The organism is Seleniivibrio woodruffii (assembly GCF_004339245.1).
Taxonomy (GTDB): domain Bacteria; phylum Chrysiogenota; class Deferribacteres; order Deferribacterales; family Geovibrionaceae; genus Seleniivibrio; species Seleniivibrio woodruffii.
Genome location: NZ_SMGG01000003.1, coordinates 106,654 through 127,137, shown reverse-complemented (window position 1 = coordinate 127,137; position 20,484 = coordinate 106,654). Strand labels below are relative to the sequence as shown.

Here is a 20,484-nt window from a genome sequence, read left to right as displayed (position 1 = left end):
AATCTGTAAAGGTGTTAAGTTAAGCGATTATGGCGGTCAGATGGGCCGCCGTTTTCGTTTTTTGGAGAGATTTATGGATTTTTTAGGGCTGGATACGGGCGATATCGAGTTTGCAGGCTGGAGAGTTCGCATTTCGGGCGGCAAGGGAGACGTCAGAGATTCTGAAGGTTTCGTTGTTGCCGAGTTCAGCGTTAACAGCATGGAGCAGATAACCCTGCTCAGCGGCGACGGTAAGTTTGCCGATCTGGCTCTCATTGCTCTAAGAAGCTATGTGCGATACGGAGTCACCTGTCAGTCTTAGTCTTTTACAGTTCTCTGACACTTTAGCCCCTCCCTTTCCTTGTCTTATATTTTCCCCTCTGTTATCCTTTAATATATAATTATTACCGCCGTACGGGGGCACATATGATAGTGTATCTGATACGTCACGCCCATGCAGAGGACAGAGAGGTTTTTAAAGGCCGGGATCTGGACAGGCCGCTTACCGACAGGGGAAAGGTTCGTGCAAAGAGGGCGTTCGCCCGATTTTTCAATATTTACGACAAGCCGGCCGCAGTGCTGACATCCGCAGCGGTGCGCTCTGTGGAGACCGCCTCGATAATATCGGAACTTTGCGGTGTCAAATACGACATCAGGGAGAGGCTTAATCCTGGTGCGAAGATAAAGGACTATCTGGAGACCGTTTCCGACTGGAGGCATGCTTCGCCTCTGGCAGTTGTGGGGCACGAGCCTGATCTGTCGGAGGTGATATCGTTCATCACCGGCGGCAAAGCACTGAGGCTTCAGCTCAAGAAGGGCTCCATTGCCCACATTGAGGACAGTGTTCTCGTCAACCTTATCCAGCAGAAGGCTCTGCTCTGATATGCCGTACTATATTTCCGACATCAAACCTGCATCGGACAGAAAGTTCCGTCTGCGCTACAGAAAGCTCAGGGATTATGAGATAACGGTATTTGATACCTTCGAATGGCAGCTGGTACGAACCGGAAGGGTTGTCTGGTCAGACGGAAAGGACAGATTCCTTTTCAATCAGGAAGCGGACACAAAAGCCGGATACTCAGGAAGATATCTGTTTGAAAAGCTGAAATTGCCCGTGACTGAACACTCTTTTGATGCAGGCGGCATAAAGGGGCGTCTTTATGCCATGGGTTCATCATATATTATATACACTGAGGAGCCGCAGGAAGATTTCGCATTCCATTACTGCGCTGAGGAGCTGAAAGGCTTCGGGCAGGCGGTTGCGTGTGCGGCGGCCAGGTGCGGTGACCCGATGCTGGACTACACCACAAGGGTGCAGTGCCCCGCCGACAGCGATGCCGTTCTCTGGGAATCCATGCAGAGGGTTCACTCAGACCTCATAAATATAATGCGCCTGAACACCGACGGGATACTGAAAGGGTATGATGCTGAGTTTCTCCACGATTTCCGTGTCTCCGTGCGCAGAACCCGTTCGGCAATGTCAATGCTAAAGGGTGTCTATTCCGAAGACAGAGAGATGCGTTTCAGACAGTTCTTTAAATCCCTCGGTGAATACACCGGAAGGGCAAGGGACATGGATGTGTATCTTGAAGAGCTTGAGGGCTATGAAGATATCCTGCCCGATGATATGAAGCAGTCCTTTGAGCCGCTTAAATCACATTTCAGGGCGGAGCGGGATAAAAGTTATGAATTGCTTCAGAATTTTCTGACATCAGAGGAGTATAATAACAGCCTTGCCGAATGGGAACGGCTGATAAACTCCCGTGCGGAGATAGGCCGCAGAGGCTTTGTGAACACCTCGAAGGCCGCCGCAAAAGCTCTGGCGAAGATATTCGGCAGGGTGGAGCTTATGACCGGAGGGGTGGACGGCGAGTCGGAGGATGCGCAGATACACAGTGTCCGTATAGCCTTCAAAAAGCTGAGATACTGCATAGAATTTTTCGGGCTGTTCATTAAAGAGCAGAACACTGCGGACGTTCTGACCCGTCTGCGTTCGCTTCAGGACAGTCTGGGCAGATACAACGACCTGTCCGTTCAGTGCGGACACATGCAGGAGAGGCTGAACTCAGAGACCGACCCGAAACTGCTGGCGGCCTGCGGATATATCATGGCAGTTCTGGCAATGAAAAAGGCTCAGGAGCGGGAGCAGGCGGTGGAGCTTATCCGAATTTTCCGTAAAGGAAAGAAACGGGTTAAAAAGTCGCTGGGAATTTGATATACTTCATCAATAAGGCTTTTCTGCGGGAGTAAATATGCGATCAAGCGATAACGTCAAAGTGGCTGTTGCCGATATAGGCAGCAACTCCTTACGTCTTCAGATTTCCGAGGTGAAGGACAAAAGCTACCGTGTCCTTGAAGACTATAAGGAGATGATACGCCTCGGCGATGCGATATACACTCAGGGGTACTTCTCCAAAGATACCATCGAAACAATAGTTTCCACGCTCAAAAATGTTAAGCGGCTTGCAGAGAGCAGGGGATGCAAAACCATAAGAGCTATTGCCACTGCGGCCTTCAGAGAGGCGGACAACCTCGGGGAGACGCTTAACATTGTTGAGCAGGAATGCGGGATAAAGATTGAGGTCATAAGCGGACAGGAGGAGGCGAGGCTCACCTATCTGGCCGCCAGCGCAAATTTTGAACTTAAAGGGCGCAACGCTCTCATAACCGATATAGGCGGCGGAAGTGCGGAATATACCATAGTCCGTGACGGCGAGGTGGACAAGGCGAAAAGCCTGCCTCTGGGCTGCAACAGGCTCACCCGTGAGTTTCTGGAAGGCGACCCGCCCACGTCGGCGCAGATAATTGCCATGAAGGCTCACATTAAGGACTATATTGATAAACTGAAGCCGGGCAAAGGGCTTGAGATGCTCATCTGCACAGGCGGTTCCATGAACAACGCCGGAGTGATCTGTCACTACAGGGATAAGAACCTGCGTGACAGTCAGGTGAAATACGTTGAGCGGAAATTCCTGAAAAAATTCATCAGCGACATCAGAGGAAAAACCACTGCGGAGCGGGTGAAGATAGAGGGGATGGAGGAGAAACGGGCGGACATAATCCTTGCGGCGGCCATCCAGACCGACATGGTTCTGGAAGAGACGGGAATAGACGGTTTCTACACTCTGACAGGTGGACTTCGGGCGGGAATCACCATCGACACCATAAACAGGATGGGTATAGAGCTTCCTTTTCAGCAGAACAGCATGGACAACGTGCGCTATGCGAGGCTGATTGAGGTGGGCAACAAATTCGACTTTGACGAGAGGGACGCCGTTCAGGTGGCGAAACTGGCCAGAATGCTCTTTGACGGGCTTAAAGACCGCATGGGGCTTATTGAGAAGGACTGGTATCTTCTTGAGGCGGCGGCGATGCTGAGGGATATCGGCAAACACATTGCTTATTCCAAACATCATAAGCACTCTTATTATATGATAAAGCATTCGGAGCTGGTGGGCTATACACACGACGAGGTGGAGGCCATTGCCAGCATAGCCAGATATCACAGAAAGAGCATGCCCAAAGCGGCGCACGGCGATTTCAACGATCTTTGCCTTTCGCTTCAGCTGAGGGTTGAGAAACTGACGGCTCTGCTCAGGCTTGCGATAGCTCTGGACAGAACCCACAAAGGGCTTATAGACAGGCTTGACGTTAACGTCACCCCAGTTGCCATAGATATCAGACCAGTGTCCGACAAGGACATTACGTTTGAAATAAAAGATTTTGAGAGAAACAGGGATATGCTGGCTAAGCTTTTGAAACTCCCTGTAAGGCTGGTATGAAGAACGGTATTTTTGCGGCGATAAACATCGGGGCGAGCGCATTCCGCATGCACATCAGCGAGTATGTGAACGGAGAGGAGCGCACTCTGGAATATCTCATAAAACCATTCAGGCTGGGCAGAGACACCTTCACCAAAGGATACATCTCCCTTGAGAGTGTTTATGCGGCCACTGATATCCTGAAAAAATTCCGCATCAAAATGGATGAATACGGCATAAAGAAGAACTACGTTGCCGTGTGCACCAGCGGCGTGCGTGAGGCGGGCAACCGAGCCTTTTTCATTAACCATGTGAAGCAGGAGACGGGCATTGAGCTTGAGGTTATTCAGCCGGCAGATGAGATATATATTAAATTTGTAAGTGTTAAGAATGATATAGAGGATTTTGACGACTATGAGAAGGCGGGCGTTCTGCTGGCAAACATCTCCAGCGGAAACATCGCAATGGCTATTCTGAAAGACGAGCAGAACATGTATTCCGGCGCACTGCCCTACGGTGCGCTTAGGCTTCGCCGAATCTTCGGCGACATCCCTGCCCGAATAAGATACAAGGCTTATGAGCAGTACGTCGAGAAGATGTGTTACTCCATGAAGAGCGGACTGCCCGCCGGATGCAAGCTGAAATATTTTGTCAGTGCCGGCTCATCGCTGAACGTTCTTCTGAACATTTTCAAACCCAAAAAGAACATGCTCACCAGAAAACAGCTGGAAGAGCTTTACGACAGGGTTAAACAGCTGCCCAGAGACACGATTCAGTCGGTGATGAAGATACGAAAGGATGAGGCAGGGCTTCTGGTTCCCACACTGGTGACCTATCTCAAGCTTATGGACTTTGTCGGAACGGACTATGTGCGGTTTTCAGGGATGACTTTCCCGCACATGCTGAGCCTTTATCATACCAATACCGTTCGAGACAGAGGTTTTTTCAACCGTGTCCGGAACACGATATATGCTCTGGGCGAAAGGTTCAACATGGATCAGCGGCATGCGGAGACCACAACCCGCTTTGCAATGAAGCTGTTTGATGAGCTTAAGCCTCTGCACTCGCTGGGCAGACAGGAGAAGTTTCTCCTTGAGGCGGCGGCGATGCTGTCGGATATCGGTTATTATATCGATGCGGTGAAGCATAATAAGCACTCTTACTATCTGGTGCAGTCTCTGGAGATCCCCGGGCTTCCCAGGGAGCGTGTGAAACTGGTTTCATATCTGGTTCTGATGCACAACGGCGATGTTGAGAAGTGGTTCGAGCAGAAATATCACTATTTTTCCATAGAGAAGCAGCTTCTGATAAAGAAACTGGTAAGCATGCTGAGGATTGCCGATTCTCTGGATGCTTCCCACATGAACCTGATTCAGGATTTCGATGTGGACATCCAGACGGGAAAGGTTGTCATCAAAGCCAAATGCAAGAGTCTGGCATTCCTTGAGAAGCATGCATTCGGCGAAAAGAGCAGAATTTTCACGGATACTTTCGGTATTCCCATAGAACTTGAGACAAGGATACTCTACGAATAATATTCTGCGTCACTCTGAGCGGAGCGAAGAGTCCGGGTTGATCAGTGATTCTTTACCCTTCGGGTTCAGAATGACTAAGAGATCCCAATAGAAACAGCAGGGGGGCTAGTTTAACATGGCTGTCAGTCCGTATATTAACAGGGAACTCAGCTGGCTGGAGTTTAACAGAAGGGTTATGATGGAGGCGATGGACGAATCCGTTCCGCTTCTGGAGCGCCTTAAATTCCTTGCCATCTTCTCATCCAATCTGGACGAGTTTTTCATGATCCGTGTGGGCGGTCTGCGTGACCAGATAGAGGCGGGCTACGACAAGCTGGATGTCTCCGGAAAAACTCCCGTTGAACAGCTGGAGCTGATAAGCAGAAAGGCTCATGAGCTGACCAGTCTTCGTCAGCAGATTTTCGCCGGGCTGAAAAAGGAACTGGAAAGCGAGGGGATAGTCATTGCTCCCAATCTGACGAACAATCTGGATGATATAACCGAAGCTATCTTCAACGAGGAGATATATCCGGTGATATCACCCGTTACCCTTTCGGCAAACAACCCTATGCCGTTCATCCACAACCTGCGCCTGTGTCTTTATGTTCTCATAAAAAAAGACGGCGAGATTCATCATTCCACGATAATTCTGCCGGAGAGTCTGCGCAGAATGTTCAGGGTTAAGCTGGACAAGACCTATTTCCTGTTCACCGAAGACATCCTTGCGAAATATCTGCATATAGTCTATCCGGACTACGAGGTTCTGGACAGCTATCTTCTGCGGGTGACACGCAATGCCGACCTTACCCTCGACGAAGAGGAGTCGGTGGATCTTCTTCTTTCAATCCAGAACTATCTGAAATCCCGCAAAAAGGGGTGGATATGCCGTGTGGAGACCGACAGCAGGCTCCCGCAGGAGATTCTGGGCGAAGTGGCGGAACATCTCCAGTTTTCAAAAGACGTCGTATATGTAATTGACGATATAATAGACATGACCTCACTGTTCTCCATCGTAGGGGAGCGTCCCGACCTCTGTTATCCGCCTTTCAAACCGGTTTTGCCGGAGGATGTTGACAGCACGACGGATATATTTGAGCAGATAAAAAAACGGGACATTATAATGTACCGTCCGTTCCATGATTTCGGCATAGTGTCCAGAATGGTTGCGGCGGCGGCGGATGATCCGGATGTCATGGCCATAAAAATGACCCTCTACAGGGCTAACAAAAACTCGACAATTCTCGAAAGCCTTATGAATGCCGCACGAAACGGCAAGCACGTCAGCGTTGTGGTGGAGCTTAAGGCACGTTTTGACGAGGCACGCAACGTCGACTGGGCGTATATGCTTGAAGAGGCGGGATGCATCGTCACCTACGGCATAGCGGGGCTTAAGATACATGCTAAGAACCTTATGATAGTGCGCAGGGAAAAGGGCAGAGTGGTTCGCTATTCCCATATGTCCACAGGCAACTTTAACGAGTTCACCGCCGGAATCTACACCGACGTGGACTATATCACTGCTGATGAGGACGTCGGCAAGGACAGTGCCGCAATGTTTAACCTCCTGATGGGCTATACTGATATCGGCAACTGGAACAGATTTTATCTTGCGCCGAAATACATCAAGCCTAAGGTTCTGGAACTGATAGACGAGGAGATAGCCTTTGCCAAAGCGGGCAAAGAGGCTAAGATGATAGTTAAGGTAAATGCGGTGATAGACCGCAAGATAATAGACAAACTGATAGAGGCCTCCTGTGCGGGAGTTAAGATTGAGCTTATCGTACGGGGCATCTGTGGCATCCGTGCCGGAATAAAGGGCGTTACTGAAAACATCCGTGTGCGCAGTATCGTGGGCAGGTTCCTTGAGCATCCCAGAATAATCTATTTCCATGCGGGGGGCAAAAAACGTGTGTTTTTCAGCACCGCCGACTGGATGGAGCGCAACATGGACAGGCGTGTTGAGATGTTCTTCGAGGTGACAAAGAAGGAGGGACGGAATTTCCTTCTGAACATACTCGACCTCAACCTGAGCGACAATCAGAAGACGTGGTTCCAGAAAGGAACAGAATACGTCAAAACAAAAGCGGCCAAAGACAGGCTGAACTATCAGGATTTTATGATAGACAACTGCCAGAAGCTGTACACCCGAAAGGCGAAGCTATGAGCAAAAAGTGCGGTGAGAAACCGAAAAAGGACAAAGAGAAGGATTTCGAATGTTCCAAATGCGGTGCGCAGTCGAATAAGAAAGAAAAACTCTGCAAACCCAAGAAGACGGATAAATAAGACTTAAAAGAGACTTTTCGGCTGGAGCCTCAGAGTGACGGAATAAAAAACCGCCGACAGCGAAACCATCGGCGGCTGGGTGTTTTACTTAGGTGCCGACAGGTTCAGAAAGGGCATCGCTCCGCCTGTGTAGGTGGGCAGCTGTCCGTTCCATTTTTCAATGGCCTTGGTCTGCATCTCTATCTCTCTCAGCTTGATAAGCTCAGGGGTAACGTTGGTCTTCTGAAGTCTCAGCGACTCGGCCTCGGCCTGTGCCTGAGTTATCTTCTGCTCCGCCTCTATCTTGATACGCTCAAGGTCTCTCTGAGCCTTTATAGCAAGCTGTTCAGCGGTCTGCTTGGCTTCGATGGCATCTGTGAATCCCTTCGAAAAGCTGAAATTGACTATTGAGAAATCATCAAGGATAACATTGAATGTTACCATGCGTGCCTGCAGCTGAGTTTTGATGTTGTTTTTAACATCCTCACGCTGGGTGATAAGCTCCCCTGCGGTGTAGCGTGCGATGACAGCTTTCATAACCTCCCGAACGGAAGGGTCTATAACCCTTGAGGCATAGTCAAGTCCGATGGTTTTGTAAAGGATATTGACCCGCTCGGGATCCGGATGGAAGTTCACCGCTACGGTGGCCGTTACATCCTGAAGATCTTTTGAGGCTGCTCCGGTGTCTATTTCACCTTTTTTTATCTTGGTGTCGATCTTTACGATGGACTGCACAAGCGGTATCTTGAAGTGGATACCTTCGCCGAGAACCCTGTCAGAGGGTTTGCCGAAGGTGAGAAGAACACCTCTTGAGCCTGCGGTGATCGTCGTGAAAGCCGTGAAAGCGAGGAAGCCTATTGCGACCACGGCAACAGCGGCAACACCGCCCAGCGCTCCCGAATTGATCTTTTTCTGGAAATCTGCCATTCATGTACTCCTTGAAATATAATAATGATGCAACTATAGCATAGAACGGTATGCCCCTGCACGGTGATTCTCGTTAAATGAAAATTTATTGCATGCAGTATGAAGAAAAACTAAACCCCTTGACCGTTCACTTTTATTAGTCCATTATTTTTCAATCTACTAACTTTTAAGGGTATACCATGCTCGCAAAACGCATTATCCCCTGTCTGGACGTTAAGGACGGCAGGGTTGTTAAGGGTACTAACTTTGTAAATTTAAGGGACGCAGGCGATCCGGTCGAGGTTGCGGAGATCTACGACGCACAGGGGGCTGACGAACTTACGTTTCTGGATATAACAGCCAGCTCGGACAACAGAGGGATAATTCTTGACGTTGTGGCCAGAACAGCCGAAAGGGTGTTCATGCCTGTGACCGTGGGCGGCGGCGTTCGTGAGATAAAGGACATCAGAAACCTTCTGAACTCAGGTGCGGACAAGGTGTCCATCAACACGGCGGCTGTGCACAGACCTGAGTTTGTAAAGGAAGCGGCTCTGCGTTTCGGCTCTCAGTGCATCGTGGTTGCCATTGATGCCAAGAGAAGGGTCGGCGGCACTGGCTGGGAGGTCTATACACACGGCGGACGCAACGCAACGGGGATAGATGTTCTGGAGTGGGCGGCTAAGATGCAGGAGTTCGGAGCGGGAGAGATACTTCTCACCAGCATGGACTGCGACGGCACAAAGGACGGCTACGACAACGGGCTTAACCGTGCGGTTTCTGAAACTGTAGGGATACCTGTGATAGCCAGCGGCGGAGTGGGCAACCCTCAGCACATATACGATGGACTGACAGAGGGCAAAGCGGATGCGGCTCTTGCGGCCAGCATCTTTCACTTCAGGGAATATACCGTTGGCGAGGTAAAAAGATTCCTTGCCGAGCGAAACGTCCCTGTGAGGATAACGGAATAAGTTAAGAATGAGATTGCCGCGTTGCGCTCGCAATGACGGTTAGTCGTCTCTGCGAGGAGCTTTGCGACGAAGCAGTCTCACCCGAGGTTATATGGACACATCTATAATAGGAAAAGTGGTTGATGTCGTAAGGGAGCGCAAGGCGAACCCTTCGGACAGCTCTTATACGTGCAAGCTCCTTGAGGGCGGCGCAAACAAGATAATAAAGAAACTGGGCGAAGAGAATGCCGAACTTATCAAGGCTATCCTTGTTGAAAGCGACAAGGACGTTGCGGGCGAGGCGGCGGACTATATATATCATATGATAGTGGCTCTGGAGATGCGGGGCGTACCCTTCGAAGAGGTCACAGCGGTGCTTACGGAGCGTTTCGGACATTCGGGGATAAGGAAGTAAGACAAAAGAATCCCTTCAAGCCTCCATTAAAGGAGGGTCGGAGTGGATTTTGATGAAAATAGACTTGACTTTCATAAATTGAGTGACTAGTATTGTTGCTCTTTGACCTTTAAACTGGAGTTGATATCGTGAAGCTGTCTTTTGAAGAACTTCTGGAAGAAGGCGGTCATTTCGAAGGAGACTTCGCCTTCACCGAAGATGACATGAAGGTTACCGTTGAGAGCTTCTCTGCGGATTTCATCCCCACGGACTCAGGTCTGTTTCTGGACATTTCGTTCAGCTACAGCTACGAGACACCGTGTGCCAGATGCCTTGAGCTTACAAAGGGCTTCGGCAGACAGACAGCGGGCATCCAGCTGATGCAGCAGTCTCTGGAGGATGTTAAAGAGGAAGCGGAGCTTACCGACGACGATATGGGTGTCTGCTGGATAGAAGAGGACGAGATAGACCTGCACGAGATAGTTCGTCAGGAGGTCGCCTTTCATCTGCCCCTCAGACTGGTATGCGGCGATGACTGCAAAGGACTTTGCCCCAAGTGCGGCGAAAATCTGAACACCGGAAGCTGCAAATGTAAAGAAGAAACCGATCCCAGATGGTCGGGCTTGGATAAATTAAAAAACAACTGAGGCCGTGCGAAAAGCTGCGGCTGCTCTCATAGGAGTATAAAATGGGTGTACCTAAGGGTAAAACATCGAGAATGAAAAAGGGCAACAGAAGAAGCCACCACCATGCGGTTACTATGGCTTACAGCAAATGCTCCAACTGCGGTGAGCTGAAGCTCAACCACAGAGTATGCCCTTCTTGCGGGTATTACAATAAGAAACAGGTAGTGGCGAAAGAAGAGATATAACATGAAAGTCGTCGTTGATGCCATGGGGGGGGACTACGCTCCCCATGAGATTGTCAAGGGTGCTGTTATAGCTGTTCAGGAGTTCGGTACAGAACTCATTCTCGTAGGGAATGAGAATATGATTAAAACGGAGCTTGATGCTCTGGGGCCGAAATCTTCAAAAAACATCGAGATCTTTCACACAGAGCAGGTTGTCACTATGGACGACCTCCCCTCACAGATCATTCGTGCAAAGAGGAACTCCTCTATCCATGAAGGTCTGCGCCTTGTTAAGGACGGCAGCGGATCTGCTTTTTACAGTGCGGGAAACACCGGCGCTGTTATGGCCGTTGCAAAGATGATCCTTAAGACACTGCCCGGGATAGACCGTCCCGCCATTGCTGCTGTCATGCCTACTGTTAAGGGGCACACGGTCATGTGCGATGTCGGTGCGAATGTGGACTGCAAGGTGGAGAACTATATCCAGTTCGCCATCATGGCCAGCGCATACGCATCTATCGTAATGGGCAAAGAGAGACCCACAGTGGGGCTTATGTCTGTGGGCGAAGAGGATGTGAAAGGGAACGAGACCACAAAAACCGTTTTCAAACAGCTCTCCGAGCTTGGTCAGCGGGGCATCATCAACTTCTACGGAAACGTGGAGGGCAAAGATGTTTTCAGGGGCACATCCGACGTTATCGTTGTTGACGGTTTCGCCGGAAACGTTGCGCTGAAGGTCTCAGAATCAGCAGGCTGGTTCATCTCGAAGATGCTCAAAGACGAGCTCAAATCATCCACACTTTCAAAAATCGGCGCACTGTTCATGATACCTGCGCTCAAAAGGATCAAGAAGAAGGCAGACCATTCGTCATACGGCGGAGCACCTCTTCTGGGCGTTAACGGCGTATGCATCATTGGACACGGAAGTTCAAATTCCACCGCTGTGAAATACAGTATCAAAATGGCTCATGAACTGGCCAAGCAAAAGCTCAATGACCAGATAGAGAAAGCCGTGACAGTCACCGATTCGGGTATTACGAGTTGACAAAAGGATGTGTTTCTGGAACAATGTTCCCGAAAAGTTCAACCGAGAAACTAATTAATATTTGATGAACTCAGGTGACGCATGAGTATATACACAAGATTCGCGGGGACAGGTTCCTACTTTCCCCCCAAAGTTATGACCAATAACGACATCGCACAATTCCTCGATACATCCGACGAATGGATAGTAACAAGAACTGGCATCAGCCAGAGACACATAGCGGAAAACGAAACATGCAGCGATATGGCCACGGAAGCGGCTAAGAACGCTCTGGATATGGCGGGAATGAAGCCCGACCAGCTGGACGCCATAATCGTGGGCACGCTCTCACCCGACACAATAATGCCTTCAACAGCCTGTCGTGTCCAATATAAGCTGGGAGTTAAAAACAACTGCATGGCGTTCGACCTTGCGGCGGCGTGTTCCGGATTTCTTTACGGAGTGCGTGTTGCAGACGGAATGATCCGTTCAGGAAGCGCAAAGAACATACTTGTCATAGGTGCCGAGCATCTGACGGCATGTGTTGACTGGCGTGACAGAGGAACCTGCATCCTCTTCGGCGATGGAGCAGGTGCGGCAGTTCTCACCGGCGACTCAACCCCGGGAATCCGCTCCATATTCAACTATGCAGACGGCGAATACGGCGATCTGCTCAAACAGGACAACCTCGGTTCCCAGTACCTTAAAAAGATGATGAACGAACCCGCCATCGATCATATGATAAAGATGAAGGGCAACGACGTCTTCAAAATAGCAGTTCGTGCGATGGCGGATGCCGCTCAGGAAGCGGCTGATGCGGCAGGTTTCAAGTCGGAGGATATCGACTGGATGATCCCCCATCAGGCCAACCTGCGCATCATTGATGCCGCTGCAAAGCGACTGGGACTTGACAAAGACAAGGTAATTATTAACCTTACGAACTATGGCAACACGTCTGCGGCCACAATTCCCACAGCTCTTGATCAGGCTGTCAGGGACGGACGCATCAAACGTGGGGACAACATTGTCTCTGCGGCATTCGGCGGCGGACTGACATGGGGAAGTATGGCGTTTACGTTCTGATTTATCTAATGTAAATCCCCCTTTAGCCCTTTCGGAAAACGGAAGGGAAACTAATATTGGAGACATATACTATGGGCAAAACAGCCGTTGTTTTCCCCGGACAGGGGTCACAGTTTGTCGGAATGGGCAAGGATTTTTACGATGCCTGCCCCGAAGTTAAAGCGATATTTGACAAGGCGGATGCCGCTCTCGGCTACAGCCTTACTAAGATAATGTTCGAAGGCTCCGAAGACGAGCTTAAGACAACATACAACACCCAGCCCGCACTGCTCACAATGAGCATCGGTATATGGGAGGTGCTCAGAAACAGAGTTAAGGCGGATTACTTTGCCGGACACTCTCTGGGCGAATATTCCGCAGTTGTTGCCGCAGGCGGCTTCACGTTTGAAGAGGGTGTTCTGGCGGTTCACAACAGAGGAAAGTTCATGCAGGACGCAGTTCCTGTAGGCGTCGGCGCAATGGCCGCCGTCATGGGTATCGATGATGAGATAGTGGTTGAGACCTGCAAAGAGGTTTCGGGCGCAAAGGTCGTCGAACCTGCAAACTTCAACTGCCCCGGTCAGATAGTTGTTGCCGGACACAAGGAAGCGGTTGAGGAGTTCTCCGAAAAAATAAAGGCCAAAGGTGCAAAGCGTGCGCTTCTGCTTCCCGTTTCCGCACCCTTCCACTGCTCTCTGATGAAACCCGCCAGAGACAGAATGGCTGAATACCTCAAAAATAACATAGTTATTAAAGACCTGAATGTTCCGGTTTTCAATAACGTTGATGCAAAAGAGGAAACCTCCGCCGCAGACGTTTATGACGCACTCTGCAGGCAGGTTGACGGTGCAGTTTTGTGGACATCTCTGATAAAAAATATGGTAGACTCAGGGGTGGACAGATTCATAGAGGTGGGCGCAGGTCAGGTTCTGGCCGGACTCATCAAAAAAATAGACAAAAACGTGACTGTGGAGAACATCTCTAAATTCACGGATTTACCGGAGTAGGAAAAAATGACACTGGAAGGAAAAGTTGCCCTCGTAACGGGCGCTTCAAGCGGCATAGGCCGCATCATCGCACTTAAAATGGCCGAAGCAGGCGCAAAAGTGGCGGTGAACTATATCGACATAGCAAGCATCAAAGCCGATGCTGAAGCTGTTGTTAAAGAGATAACAGACAAAGGGGGCGTTGCGGCGGCTGTTGCGGCGGACGTTTCCAAAGAGGAGAGCGTTGAAGCGATGATCAAGGAGATCGAGGAGAAACTCGGCACTGTTGACATCCTTGTAAACAACGCAGGCATAACACAGGACGGCCTTATCATGCGTATGAAGGTCGAGCAGTGGGAAAAGGTTCTTGACGTAAACCTGAAAGGAGCCTTCATCTGCACAAAAGCTGCCCTTAAAGGCATGATGAAAAAGAGATACGGCAAGATCGTGAACATTGCTTCAGTTGTTGGCTTCTCCGGTAACGCCGGACAGGCAAACTACTCCGCAAGCAAGGCGGGTCTGGTTGGTCTCACAAAAACATCCGCACAGGAACTTGCCAGCAGAGGCATCAGGGTCAACGCAGTTGCACCCGGATTCATCCGCACAGCAATGACCGACGTTCTTCCCAAAGAGGTTGTTGACGCAATGCTCGCCAAGATATCGCTGAACGCACTGGGCGAGGCAGACGACGTTGCAAACGCAGTAATGTTCCTCGCATCAGCAGAATCCGACTACATCACAGGACAGACCATCCACGTTAACGGCGGTATGTATATGTGATAAAGTCTCGTAAGAGGCTGATATATCGGGCAGAAATTAAAATGTGTGGATTTCTGCCGTAATTTTTAGTAAAAAACACATGCAATGTGATAATTCGAAGAAAATTCTTTAAAAGAGAAAATCAGGAGGACAGAAAATGTCAGATATCGCAAAAAAAGTGAAAGAGATCATTGTTGAGCAGCTTAACGTTGATGCAGACGCAGTTACTGAAGACGCATCCTTCATAGACGACCTTGACGCAGACTCTCTTGACACAGTTGAGCTTATCATGGCTTTCGAAGAAGAGTTCGATCTTGAGATTCCGGACGAGGAAGCTGAGAAGATCAAAACTGTAGGCGATGCCATTTCTCACATCGAAAAAGCAAAAGCTTAATTTTTTTGACCATAATTTCATGTGAGGGGGGAATACCTGTAAGGAATTCCCCCCGACCTTTTCTAAATGGAGGATTTTGTGAAGAGAAGAGTAGTTGTGACGGGCTACGGCCTTGTAACACCCATCGGCAGCGGAAACGAGAAAAACTGGGAAAACCTTATGAACGGCAAAAGCGGGATCAAATATATCCCCGCTGAAAGGCTGAACACAGAAGAGCTTCCCGTTAAGTTCGCAGGTGTTGTAGACGACTTCGACCCTGCTCTCTATGTTAAAGACCCCAAAGCGGTCAAAAGACATGAGCAGTTCGTGATTTTCGCAATTGCCGCTTCCGCCATCGCAGTCAAGATGGCAAACTTCGATTTGGAAAAGGCCGACCTCAACAGATGCGGAACACATATCGGCTCCGGCATCGGCGGTTTCGAAGCTATTGAGCATACAACAAGGGATTTTGATGCGAAGGGCGTTAAAAAGATATCTCCCTTCTTCATCCCCACTTCAATCATAAACATGGCAAGCGGTGCGGTTTCCATCGAGTTCGGGTTCAAAGGCCCCAACTTCAGCATCGTTACAGCCTGCACAACCGGAACCCACTCTGTGGGTGAGGCCGCAAGGCTCATTCAGCACGGCTACGCAGACGTTATGCTTGCCGGCGGAACCGAAAGTGCTATCACGTCACTTTCAATAGGCGGTTTCGCCAACATGAAAGCTCTTTCCCGCCGCAACGACGACCCCGAAAAGGCATCCAGACCCTTCGATACAGACCGTGACGGTTTCGTTATGGGTGAAGGCTGCGGAATCATGCTTCTGGAATCCTATGAGCATGCCGTTGCCAGAGGTGCAAAAATATACGCAGAATACGCAGGCTACGGAGCATCCGCAGACGCATATCACATGACCGCACCGGACGAGACGGGTGACGGAGCAATGAGATGCATGCAGGCTGCCCTTGAAGATGCGGGCATCAAGCCCGAAGACATCGGATACATAAATGCGCACGGAACCTCCACACCTTTTAACGACAAGATAGAGACTCTTGCCATTAAAAAGGTTTTCGGAGACTACGCAAAACAGCTTAAGATCAGCTCAACAAAATCCATGACGGGTCACCTTCTGGGAGCCGCAGGTTCCGTTGAAGCTATCTACTGCTGCATGGCACTGGAAAAGGGAATTTTGCCCCCCACAATCAACTACACAACTCCCGATCCCGATTGCGACCTTTACTATGTGCCCAACAAGCCCGAAAAACTTGACTTCAAATACGCTCTCAGTAACTCGTTCGGATTTGGCGGCACCAACGGTACTCTGATATTTAAGAAATATGAATAAAAAGCAGAGTTCGGATATCGAAACTCTCGAAGCTAAACTAGGTTACAGCTTTGGCGACAGGTCTGTGGTGTTGGAGGCTCTGACCCACAGATCTTACGCCCATGAGAAGAAGAACAACAAAAATTATGAACGTCTCGAATTTTTGGGCGATGCGGTGCTTCAGCTCATAGTGACGGAGTATCTTCTGGAAAGATACAAAGACTATGACGAGGGGCTTCTCTCAAAACTTCGTGGATTTTTTGTCAGCGAATGTTTCCTCAGCAAAATTGCGACGGAGATGGAGCTGGGCGAGCATATACTTCTGGGCAAAGGAGAAAAGGCCTCAGGCGGGAAGTATAAGGAGTCTCTGCTCTGCGATATCTTCGAATCGGTCGTGGCGGCGATATATCTGGACGGCGGCTATGATGCGGCACGAAAGATCATCATTGCCCATTTCGGTTCAAAGATAGATGAGGACATTTCAAACAGCACCTTCATCGATTCCAAAAGCGAACTTCAGAAGATAACCCAGCGTCAGTTCGGCTCACTGCCGGAATACATAGTGCTTGACGAATCCGGCCCCGAACACGACAAGATTTTCCTTGTCCGTGTGCATGTTGAGGGTCTGGTTACGGAAGAGGGCACGGGCAAAACAAAAAAGAGCGCAGAGAAGGCGGCCGCCGCAAAAGCTCTTAAGAAACTGGGTAATGAAAAATAGAATACTTCCCGTATTCATCCCCTTTGCAGGATGCAGACAAAGGTGCGTCTACTGCAGTCAAAGCTCCATAACTGGGCACACATCAACGGAAATTCTCACCTCGGCAGAAAGGCAGATCAGCGAATATCTGGGCATATCCGGCAAATGGGACGAACTTGCCTATTACGGCGGAAGCTTCACCTGTCTGAGCGGCGAGCTTCAGCAAAGGCTCTACGGTCTCGCCCATGAGCATGGATTCACAAAACTGCGGTTCTCCACCAGCCCGGACTGTGTCACCGATGAGAACATGGCAATGGCGAAGGCGAACGGAGTGGAGACTGTTGAGATAGGCGTTCAGAGTCTTGACGACGAGGTTCTGCGGCTGAACAGAAGGCCTTGCGGAGCGGCTGAGACCCTTGATGCTCTCAGAACTGCCAGAAAACATATCACAAAAATATCGGCACAGATAATGACCGGAATGTACGGCGAAAATTTTTATAGCTTTGACGGCACGGTGAATGAGTTGGTCGCAGTAAGGCCAGACTATGTACGTATCTATCCCTGCGTGGTATTGAAAGATACCGAGCTATACGGTCTCTGGCGGTCAGGCGACCATGTGCCTCTGCCTCTGGCGGAAACACTGGCAAGGTGTGCCTACGGGCTTATATTGTTCGAGGCGGCGGGGATAGAGGTGATCAGAATAGGCCTTCAGGATTCGGAGAGCATGAAGGAGCAGATAGCCGCAGGTGAATATCATCCTGCCATAGGCGACATGGCGAAAACAATAGCCGTTGCCATCTGGCTCGGCTTAGGTCATAATCTGGTACTGGATAAAAAATACATAAACACTGCATACGGTTATAACGGATACAACAGAGAGGCCTGCGAAAACAGGCTTACTATAAAGGAGGGCTCACAGCCCGACATACGGCGGATTTGCCGGGGGATAACGGAAATTGAGGATCATAAGCGGTACATTCAAAGGCAGGCAGCTTTTCACGCCCAAAGACTTGTCTGTTCGACCCACAACGGATAAGGTGCGCAACGCAGTATTCTCCGTCCTTTTCGACAGGGTGGATGAGGCGAATGTTTTAGACCTTTTCTGCGGAACAGGCTCATATGGAATAGAGGCATTAAGTCGCGGAGCTGAGAGAGCGGTTTTCATAGATACCGACGTGACGTATGTCAAAAAGAACCTGAAAGACCTTGAGGAATGCACTGAGGTCATAAAGGGCGATGTCATGAAGATACTGCCCACCGTCACCAGAAAATTTGACATAATTTTCATTGACCCTCCCTATGGCGAGTATCCTCCAAAAGCTCTTCTGAGCATAATTTCAGATAATGAACTGTTGGCCGAAGGCGGTGTGATCGTGTTCGAAGAGAGCTTCCGTTCACCATTTGATATTGCAAATACAGGCTTTTTTATAGAGAATGAGAAAAAATACGGCGACACTAAGATTTACTATCTTGTGCCGGACGGCGGTGACATATGATTGCAGTCTATCCCGGAACCTTCGACCCTATGACCTTCGGGCATATGGACATTGTTGAGCGGGCGGTGAAACTGTTCGGCAGTGTTATTGTGGCGGTGTCGGAGAGCAAGCGGAAAACCACTGCATTCACCCTTGAAGAGCGTGTGGAGATGGCGGCCGAGGCCACAGCCCACATGCAGAATGTCACAGTTGTTCCCTATACCTGTCTTCTGGTAAATTTCCTTAAAAAACATAAGGCGAACGTTGTTGTAAGAGGTCTGAGAGCGGTGAGCGATTTCGAGTTCGAGTTTCAGCTTGCCCTGATGAACAGAACGATGGATCCCGACTGCGAAAGCGTTTTTCTTATGCCAAATGAAAAGCATATCTTCTTAAGTTCAAGCACCGTAAGGGAAGTTGCGCTCCACTCGGGCGATGTTTCCCTGTTTGTTCCCGCCTGTGTGAACAAGCGGATAGTCGAACGTTTCGGTTTGCCCGTAACCGAGTGCAGATAAGCCTTAATCCGTTGATTAATCAGTATTATAATGCTAATATACGGTGTCAGTTCATTCTGAAGCGGCGCATTGCGAATCAAACTGTCTGAGGTGATGGTATGAAAAAGAAGATAATGCTTATTGACGACAGCGTTACGATACACCGGGTTATAGACCTCTGTATCGACAAAGAGAAATATGATGTCGTCAAGGTTTTCACCAAAGACGAGGCGCTGAACGTGATAGCCGTTGAATCGCCGGATCTTATCCTGCTGGATAACAAACTGGGGGATACGGCCACCAAGGATGTGATAACCTCCATCCGTGCCGTGGCAGACAGGGTTTTCATAATCCTGCTCACAGGCGCATTTGACCAGTTCGACAGCAATCTCTGCTTCCTTGTGGGTGCAGACGACTTTATCTACAAACCTTTCGATGCAAAAACCCTTGATGCAAAAATAGAAAGCGGACTGAGCGGCGTGTCTCAGTTTCAGAGCATAGACGAATCCGAGCTTCCCACCGAAGAGGAGCTGTTGGCGGCTATGTCCGCTGAGGTTCCTGCGGAGGATGACAGCATTTTCGAAGCGGCCGTGACTGAACCCGCTCCAATGCAAGAGGCGGAGACGGGCGAAATTCCCGCTGTTGACGAGGACGATGTCGTTGAAACTGTGGTCTTTGAAGCGCCCGCAGAGGATGATATAGACAATCTGCTGGCCGAGGTCAGCAGTGAGGTGGATATTGAGCCTGAGGTTCTGCTTGCGGCCGAGCCTGAACTTATTGATGAACCTGAAATATCCACGGCAGTCCACGAGATTGAACTGCCCTACGTTGCCGACGGATTTGAGGATATGATCGTCAAAAAACCTGCGGCTCCGTCCGGAGGCGTTTTTGACGGACTGATAGAGGTGGACGAAGATCTTCTGATGGCAGAGGAGGAGCGCAGAAAGGAGGAGGCCAGACTGGCCGCCGAGCTTGCGCTGACAGAGGCTGCCGAACCTGTTGATGAGGACGAGCCTGCGGCTGCTGAAGAGGCGGCTGTTCAGGATATTCCGTTCGGAGAGTTTGAAGGGCTTGTAGAGGTCGACGAGGATCAGCCGGAAGTCAAACCCGAAAATACATCTCCGGAGGAACTGCTTGACGACGCTGTGGCTGTTGACGAGACGGAACTGACTGAATCCGAGCAGGAAGAGATATTTAAAGATATCGAGGAAGACGGCGGCGATGAGCTGGACAACATCCTCGACGGAATAAACGAGGAACAGGAACCCCACGACGAGCAGGTTGACGAAACCCTCAACAGTGCTGAAGAGGCTCTGGATGAAACAGTGGAGACCGTTCTCACGGACATTCAGGCAGAGCTTTCGCTGAAAGATGTTATGGACGAACAGCACGGAGTGGAGGAGGAGGCGGAAATACCCGCAAGACCCTCTGCGGCGCAGAGCTTCACAGCCTCTGCGGTTCAGGATGTTAAAGATATAGATCCCGAACCCCTTGTGCGGATCAGCGAGGAGAAGCTTGTGGAGGCCGTTTATGAGGCCATCGACGAGGATACTCTGAAATTCGCAGTTAAAGAGGTTCTTACTGATAAGATAACCAGAATTCTGGAGGAGGAGCTTCCCGTTCTTGTGGAGCGAGCCATCAGAAAAGAGATAGAAAAACTTGTGAAAGGGAAATAGGG

Annotated in this window: 23 protein-coding genes; 22 read left to right on the top strand and 1 reads right to left on the bottom strand. The window is 49.8% G+C overall.

All coding sequences use genetic code 11. The features are described 5' to 3' along the window. Positions 1-73: 73 nt before the first annotated feature. The 7 genes from C8D98_RS00625 (at position 74) to C8D98_RS13960 (ending at position 7,537) form a co-directional block, all read left to right on the top strand. The gene (locus C8D98_RS00625) at positions 74-301 is read left to right on the top strand and encodes a hypothetical protein (RefSeq protein ID WP_132871070.1); all 228 of its coding nucleotides are present in this window, start codon (positions 74-76) and stop codon (positions 299-301) included. 104 nt (positions 302-405) lie between these two features. Continuing rightward, positions 406-861 (top strand): SixA phosphatase family protein, encoded by a 456-nt coding sequence (locus tag C8D98_RS00620; RefSeq protein WP_132871069.1) that lies wholly within the window; start codon positions 406-408, stop codon positions 859-861. 1 nt (position 862) lies between these two features. After that, entirely contained in the window at positions 863-2,194 is a 1,332-nt protein-coding gene (locus tag C8D98_RS00615; protein WP_132871067.1) for a CHAD domain-containing protein, read from the top strand. A gap of 37 nt (positions 2,195-2,231) precedes the next feature. Continuing rightward, positions 2,232-3,761, top strand: a complete 1,530-nt coding sequence (locus C8D98_RS00610) for a Ppx/GppA phosphatase family protein (protein ID WP_132871065.1) — start codon at positions 2,232-2,234, stop codon at positions 3,759-3,761. Then, complete coding sequence (locus C8D98_RS00605; RefSeq protein WP_132871064.1) at positions 3,758-5,275, top strand: Ppx/GppA phosphatase family protein; 1,518 nt, start codon at positions 3,758-3,760, stop codon at positions 5,273-5,275. The genes C8D98_RS00610 and C8D98_RS00605 overlap by 4 nt, the downstream gene beginning before the upstream one ends. Positions 5,276-5,390: 115 nt before the next feature. Next, positions 5,391-7,418 (top strand): polyphosphate kinase 1, encoded by a 2,028-nt coding sequence (gene ppk1, locus C8D98_RS00600; protein WP_132871062.1) that lies wholly within the window; start codon positions 5,391-5,393, stop codon positions 7,416-7,418. After that, complete coding sequence (locus C8D98_RS13960) at positions 7,415-7,537, top strand: hypothetical protein (RefSeq protein WP_277656257.1); 123 nt, start codon at positions 7,415-7,417, stop codon at positions 7,535-7,537. Before ppk1 ends, C8D98_RS13960 begins: the two co-directional genes overlap by 4 nt. 84 nt (positions 7,538-7,621) lie before the next feature. On the opposite strand, the gene C8D98_RS00595 is transcribed toward C8D98_RS13960, so the two are convergent. Further along, positions 7,622-8,443: a prohibitin family protein gene (locus C8D98_RS00595; RefSeq protein ID WP_132871060.1), complete on the bottom strand. Its 822-nt coding sequence runs from the start codon at positions 8,441-8,443 to the stop codon at positions 7,622-7,624. A 179-nt stretch (positions 8,444-8,622) separates the two neighbouring features. Here C8D98_RS00595 and hisF point away from each other — a divergent pair, with 179 nt between their 5' ends. From hisF to C8D98_RS00520, 15 genes are all read left to right on the top strand, one after another. Next, the gene (gene hisF, locus C8D98_RS00590; protein WP_132871059.1) at positions 8,623-9,390 is read left to right on the top strand and encodes an imidazole glycerol phosphate synthase subunit HisF; all 768 of its coding nucleotides are present in this window, start codon (positions 8,623-8,625) and stop codon (positions 9,388-9,390) included. A 91-nt stretch (positions 9,391-9,481) separates the two neighbouring features. Further along, positions 9,482-9,784, top strand: a complete 303-nt coding sequence (hisE, locus tag C8D98_RS00585; RefSeq protein ID WP_132871057.1) for a phosphoribosyl-ATP diphosphatase — start codon at positions 9,482-9,484, stop codon at positions 9,782-9,784. Positions 9,785-9,912: 128 nt separating this feature from the next. Further along, positions 9,913-10,410 carry a YceD family protein gene (locus C8D98_RS00580; protein WP_132871055.1) on the top strand — a complete coding sequence of 166 codons (498 nt, stop codon included), beginning with the start codon at positions 9,913-9,915 and terminating at the stop codon, positions 10,408-10,410. 41 nt (positions 10,411-10,451) lie between these two features. After that, positions 10,452-10,634, top strand: coding sequence for a 50S ribosomal protein L32 (gene rpmF, locus C8D98_RS00575; RefSeq protein ID WP_132871053.1), 183 nt, complete (start codon positions 10,452-10,454; stop codon positions 10,632-10,634). 1 nt (position 10,635) lies between these two features. After that, positions 10,636-11,658, top strand: a complete 1,023-nt coding sequence (plsX, locus tag C8D98_RS00570; RefSeq protein ID WP_132871052.1) for a phosphate acyltransferase PlsX — start codon at positions 10,636-10,638, stop codon at positions 11,656-11,658. 81 nt (positions 11,659-11,739) lie between these two features. Further along, positions 11,740-12,720 (top strand): beta-ketoacyl-ACP synthase III, encoded by a 981-nt coding sequence (locus tag C8D98_RS00565; RefSeq protein ID WP_132871050.1) that lies wholly within the window; start codon positions 11,740-11,742, stop codon positions 12,718-12,720. Positions 12,721-12,791: 71 nt separating this feature from the next. Then, the gene (gene fabD / locus C8D98_RS00560; protein WP_132871048.1) at positions 12,792-13,706 is read left to right on the top strand and encodes an ACP S-malonyltransferase; all 915 of its coding nucleotides are present in this window, start codon (positions 12,792-12,794) and stop codon (positions 13,704-13,706) included. Positions 13,707-13,712: 6 nt separating this feature from the next. Further along, complete coding sequence (fabG, locus tag C8D98_RS00555) at positions 13,713-14,465, top strand: 3-oxoacyl-[acyl-carrier-protein] reductase (protein ID WP_132871046.1); 753 nt, start codon at positions 13,713-13,715, stop codon at positions 14,463-14,465. Between the two features lie 136 nt (positions 14,466-14,601). After that, a complete protein-coding gene (locus C8D98_RS00550) occupies positions 14,602-14,838 on the top strand; it encodes an acyl carrier protein (protein ID WP_132871044.1) in 237 nt (78 codons plus the stop codon). A 78-nt stretch (positions 14,839-14,916) separates the two neighbouring features. After that, the gene (gene fabF, locus C8D98_RS00545; RefSeq protein ID WP_132871042.1) at positions 14,917-16,164 is read left to right on the top strand and encodes a beta-ketoacyl-ACP synthase II; all 1,248 of its coding nucleotides are present in this window, start codon (positions 14,917-14,919) and stop codon (positions 16,162-16,164) included. Further along, on the top strand, positions 16,157-16,861 hold the full coding sequence (gene rnc, locus C8D98_RS00540; protein WP_132871040.1) for a ribonuclease III: 705 nt from the start codon (positions 16,157-16,159) through the stop codon (positions 16,859-16,861). The genes fabF and rnc overlap by 8 nt, the downstream gene beginning before the upstream one ends. Continuing rightward, entirely contained in the window at positions 16,851-17,876 is a 1,026-nt protein-coding gene (locus tag C8D98_RS00535) for a radical SAM protein (RefSeq protein WP_165871134.1), read from the top strand. Before rnc ends, C8D98_RS00535 begins: the two co-directional genes overlap by 11 nt. Next, complete coding sequence (gene rsmD, locus C8D98_RS00530; RefSeq protein WP_132871037.1) at positions 17,797-18,336, top strand: 16S rRNA (guanine(966)-N(2))-methyltransferase RsmD; 540 nt, start codon at positions 17,797-17,799, stop codon at positions 18,334-18,336. The genes C8D98_RS00535 and rsmD overlap by 80 nt, the downstream gene beginning before the upstream one ends. Further along, positions 18,333-18,827, top strand: a complete 495-nt coding sequence (coaD, locus tag C8D98_RS00525; protein ID WP_132871035.1) for a pantetheine-phosphate adenylyltransferase — start codon at positions 18,333-18,335, stop codon at positions 18,825-18,827. Before rsmD ends, coaD begins: the two co-directional genes overlap by 4 nt. A gap of 98 nt (positions 18,828-18,925) precedes the next feature. Further along, entirely contained in the window at positions 18,926-20,482 is a 1,557-nt protein-coding gene (locus C8D98_RS00520) for a response regulator (protein WP_132871034.1), read from the top strand. Positions 20,483-20,484 lie beyond the last annotated feature (2 nt).

Bases quoted from the DNA above. Each gene is read 5' to 3' on its own strand.
- coaD (WP_132871035.1), top strand. From the start codon at position 18,333: ATGATTGCAGTCTATCCCGGAACCTTCGACCCTATGACCTTCGGGCAT.
- fabG (WP_132871046.1), top strand. From the start codon at position 13,713: ATGACACTGGAAGGAAAAGTTGCCCTCGTAACGGGCGCTTCAAGCGGC.
- ppk1 (WP_132871062.1), top strand. From the start codon at position 5,391: ATGGCTGTCAGTCCGTATATTAACAGGGAACTCAGCTGGCTGGAGTTT.
- hisF (WP_132871059.1), top strand. From the start codon at position 8,623: ATGCTCGCAAAACGCATTATCCCCTGTCTGGACGTTAAGGACGGCAGG.
- C8D98_RS00610 (WP_132871065.1), top strand. From the start codon at position 2,232: ATGCGATCAAGCGATAACGTCAAAGTGGCTGTTGCCGATATAGGCAGC.
- C8D98_RS00595 (WP_132871060.1), bottom strand. From the start codon at position 8,443: ATGGCAGATTTCCAGAAAAAGATCAATTCGGGAGCGCTGGGCGGTGTT.
- C8D98_RS00565 (WP_132871050.1), top strand. From the start codon at position 11,740: ATGAGTATATACACAAGATTCGCGGGGACAGGTTCCTACTTTCCCCCC.
- hisE (WP_132871057.1), top strand. From the start codon at position 9,482: ATGGACACATCTATAATAGGAAAAGTGGTTGATGTCGTAAGGGAGCGC.
- C8D98_RS00615 (WP_132871067.1), top strand. From the start codon at position 863: ATGCCGTACTATATTTCCGACATCAAACCTGCATCGGACAGAAAGTTC.
- rpmF (WP_132871053.1), top strand. From the start codon at position 10,452: ATGGGTGTACCTAAGGGTAAAACATCGAGAATGAAAAAGGGCAACAGA.
- C8D98_RS00550 (WP_132871044.1), top strand. From the start codon at position 14,602: ATGTCAGATATCGCAAAAAAAGTGAAAGAGATCATTGTTGAGCAGCTT.
- fabD (WP_132871048.1), top strand. From the start codon at position 12,792: ATGGGCAAAACAGCCGTTGTTTTCCCCGGACAGGGGTCACAGTTTGTC.
- C8D98_RS00620 (WP_132871069.1), top strand. From the start codon at position 406: ATGATAGTGTATCTGATACGTCACGCCCATGCAGAGGACAGAGAGGTT.
- C8D98_RS13960 (WP_277656257.1), top strand. From the start codon at position 7,415: ATGAGCAAAAAGTGCGGTGAGAAACCGAAAAAGGACAAAGAGAAGGAT.
- rnc (WP_132871040.1), top strand. From the start codon at position 16,157: ATGAATAAAAAGCAGAGTTCGGATATCGAAACTCTCGAAGCTAAACTA.
- C8D98_RS00625 (WP_132871070.1), top strand. From the start codon at position 74: ATGGATTTTTTAGGGCTGGATACGGGCGATATCGAGTTTGCAGGCTGG.
- C8D98_RS00535 (WP_165871134.1), top strand. From the start codon at position 16,851: ATGAAAAATAGAATACTTCCCGTATTCATCCCCTTTGCAGGATGCAGA.
- C8D98_RS00520 (WP_132871034.1), top strand. From the start codon at position 18,926: ATGAAAAAGAAGATAATGCTTATTGACGACAGCGTTACGATACACCGG.
- C8D98_RS00605 (WP_132871064.1), top strand. From the start codon at position 3,758: ATGAAGAACGGTATTTTTGCGGCGATAAACATCGGGGCGAGCGCATTC.
- plsX (WP_132871052.1), top strand. From the start codon at position 10,636: ATGAAAGTCGTCGTTGATGCCATGGGGGGGGACTACGCTCCCCATGAG.